Source organism: Methylobacterium sp. J-077, from assembly GCF_022829365.1.
GTDB lineage: Bacteria > Pseudomonadota > Alphaproteobacteria > Rhizobiales > Beijerinckiaceae > Methylobacterium.
The window spans coordinates 1-2595 of record NZ_JAKSYJ010000006.1; the positions used below are offsets into that span (position 1 = coordinate 1).

4 protein-coding genes are annotated in these 2595 nt (G+C 64.8%); all 4 read right to left on the reverse strand.

All coding sequences use genetic code 11. The annotated features are described in order from the left end of the window. Positions 1 to 168: 168 nt before the first annotated feature. Positions 169 to 471 carry a hypothetical protein gene (locus MKL11_RS00050; RefSeq protein ID WP_243939177.1) on the reverse strand — a complete coding sequence of 101 codons (303 nt, stop codon included), beginning with the start codon at positions 469 to 471 and terminating at the stop codon, positions 169 to 171. Positions 472 to 827: 356 nt separating this feature from the next. After that, the gene (locus MKL11_RS00055) at positions 828 to 1067 is read right to left on the reverse strand and encodes a DUF3606 domain-containing protein (protein ID WP_313900720.1); all 240 of its coding nucleotides are present in this window, start codon (positions 1065 to 1067) and stop codon (positions 828 to 830) included. Between the two features lie 308 nt (positions 1068 to 1375). Next, positions 1376 to 1603, reverse strand: coding sequence for a hypothetical protein (locus MKL11_RS00060; protein ID WP_243939179.1), 228 nt, complete (start codon positions 1601 to 1603; stop codon positions 1376 to 1378). Positions 1604 to 1686: 83 nt separating this feature from the next. Beyond that, positions 1687 to 2448 (reverse strand): hypothetical protein, encoded by a 762-nt coding sequence (locus MKL11_RS00065; RefSeq protein WP_243939180.1) that lies wholly within the window; start codon positions 2446 to 2448, stop codon positions 1687 to 1689. Positions 2449 to 2595 lie beyond the last annotated feature (147 nt).

Below are 2595 nucleotides of genomic sequence, written 5' to 3' on the forward strand. Positions count from 1 at the left end.
GCATTGTGCTGGCCACCTTCGCGAATGCCGGTAACCTGAACGAGCCGAGCGTCAGTCATCTCGCGCGCTTCTCTGGCAAGCTAGGGGCGAGCGAGACCGTCGATAGCCTGACTCAGCACTGAGCATCGAGAGATACCCCGCGGATGCGAGCCGCGGGGCTATTGCTGCTTACTTACCGCTCGGGGCTGCACCGCTACCTGTGGCGCCGTTGCCTGAGCCGCTGCCAGCAGGCGCGCCAGGGGTGCTGACGGGCGGACCACCGCTCGTCCCAGGGCCTGTGCCCGTGCTCATTGACCCCGTGCTCATCGAGCCTGATCCGGTCTCCATGGACTTCTCGGAATTGCTCTTCACGCTGCCGGGGTTGTTCATGTTGCCTTCAGCGCTACCACCGCCGGCCGCGGTCTGAGCTAGAGACGCTCCTGTAACGATGAATGTAAGCGCGGCAGCCAGGGCAAGTGTCTTCATCGGCATGGCGTTTCCTCCAGACGGATCGGTTCGATCGGTCCTGGGCTGAACGTCCTCGCGATCAATATCGTTCAGGCAACCGTTTTAGATCACTGCAGTCGGCATCATCTTGCTTGCCGCCGGCATGCGGTTCAGATACCGAGGCGACCCCGGACAAAGAAAAGGCCACCCCCGAAGGAGCGGCCCGAAGTCTAGGGAGGAAACGCCCATCTCAGGGCAGCAGGATCGCGACGCCATCGCCATCCCGCAGTGCAAAGCTAGGCTATCGCACCGCAGCAGGCAACCACCAAATGGTCGAACCGCTTCGCTCGTTTGACAAGCCTCGGATGGAGCACGGCCTGCACCTGCATAGCTTGCAGCCTTCAGGCTTGGTGATGAGCCTCGATCGTCCGCACGCGCGTTCCAACCAAGCGAACCGTTTTTCGTAGCTGTTCCTCGGTGACTCTTAGACGAGCGGCGAGCGCTGCACGCGCGGCGCGGTCATTGATGTCGATATGGGTGCGGGGAGATGGCTGGAGCTGTGCCGTATCCATAGCTGTGTGGTCACGCTCAACGGCGCGCCTCTGCTGATGTGGTGGAACTAAGCGCTCAACCCCGATCATGCAGAGGAGTTGCCCACCTCCCCGGTCCTGCGACGAATATCAACAGATATCGCGACGGCACCTCGTGATTGAAGATCGAGGCCCTGGGCCGGCGCTTGCGGTCTCCAGTCCCGCCGCCGCACCGACCCTCACGCGACTGCCCGGCCAAGGCCTCACGGGCGTCCTGCGGGGAACTGGCCCGGAGAGCGCCTGACGTCGCGTGCTTGCCCGCCGCACGCTTTGCGGTGTCGCGAACGCCTCGGGCGCGCTGACGGGAAAAAATCGGCCTGTAGCAGATCCTGCGATGACCGCTACAAAGATGAGTGGCCCTAAACGGCCTCCTCCAAGACGCGCTCCATCTGAACGTCGGCGAGGTAGTTCATCAGGCGACCGGCCATATTGGGACTGGCGCCCGCGACCCAGACCGGAACGGGCAACTCGGCTTGCGCTACGCCGGCGATGACGGATTCAGCCTTCAACGCAGCCTCACGCGGCGTGGCGGCGACGATAAACCGTACCCCCTGCTGGGTTTCGATCAGAATCGCGATGCTCGTCATGACGCCCTCAACGGGGTGGCGTCGAGAACCGTTTCGTCATCAACCCTGCTTTCTCGTCCGCCTTGCCGAACGTTCGCAGACCCTCACCGCATAGCTCGGCCGGCTCCACCATCCGCGCTGATTCTTGCTCGGCCTGATCGGTCGAGGTCGCCCGCCGCTTGTCGGCAGCCCTTCTTCGATTCCGTATCCACAACCTGCCTCTGTGGATCTCTCCTACCCGTGGGGTGCATCGGTTTGCACCCTATGCTGCCCCACAGGGCCGGTGCCGCGGATCTCCCTCCCCTGCGGAGCCAAGCCAGCCATTCCCGGCTGATGATGCGCAGGATGTTCGGATCCGACTTCCGACCCTGGTGGCGCCGTTCCTGAATGGTCAGCAGCCCGTCGCCCTCGGCCAATCGGATTGCGGCTTGTGCCAGACGCCGGCAGACGCCCGCCCGCGCCGCGATGGCGTCGATGCACAGCCCGCAGGCGCCGTTCCTGGCGACCTCGTCGCCGACGATCCGCAGGACCGCGAGCTGCCCGGTGGTAAACCTGCTAGCGAGGGCGGGCGGCATCGGGCCGGAACAGGCCAGCCGGCGGCGGCGCTCGATCGCCACGGACCGCTTAGGAGCCCGCTGGAGGCGCTTGGCCGGAAACAGCGTCACGCGGCCGAGCGGAATGCCAATGGGCGCCACGGCCTCTCGTATCGCACTCCTGCGGGTATGCAGCGACTCAGCCAAGCCTTGGGCCTCGTCGTCGGTCACGGTCTCTGCGGCGTGGGCCTGCCAGATCTTGCGCGATAGGTCGTCGAGCTGCGCCAGAGTTCGCGCGCCCTCGATCGCCGACCGCATGGTGGCGTGAAACATCGAACCCGGTCCCTCACGGGCCGCGGCAGGGTCCAGGCAAAGCCTTCCCGTTGACGGAAACAGGTTCCGTCTTGACACCCCGGGGGGTCTCATGGCTTGTGAGGGGCAGCGATGCGGGCCTCACAAGGCCTCAGGTTTTTCGACAGC

What these genes read in the sequence shown, in the direction of transcription:
- MKL11_RS00050 (WP_243939177.1), bottom strand. Translation starts at nt 471, where the DNA reads ATGCCGATGAAGACACTTGCCCTGGCTGCCGCGCTTACATTCATCGTT.
- MKL11_RS00055 (WP_313900720.1), bottom strand. Translation starts at nt 1,067, where the DNA reads ATGATCGGGGTTGAGCGCTTAGTTCCACCACATCAGCAGAGGCGCGCC.
- MKL11_RS00060 (WP_243939179.1), bottom strand. Translation starts at nt 1,603, where the DNA reads ATGACGAGCATCGCGATTCTGATCGAAACCCAGCAGGGGGTACGGTTT.
- MKL11_RS00065 (WP_243939180.1), bottom strand. Translation starts at nt 2,448, where the DNA reads ATGTTTCACGCCACCATGCGGTCGGCGATCGAGGGCGCGCGAACTCTG.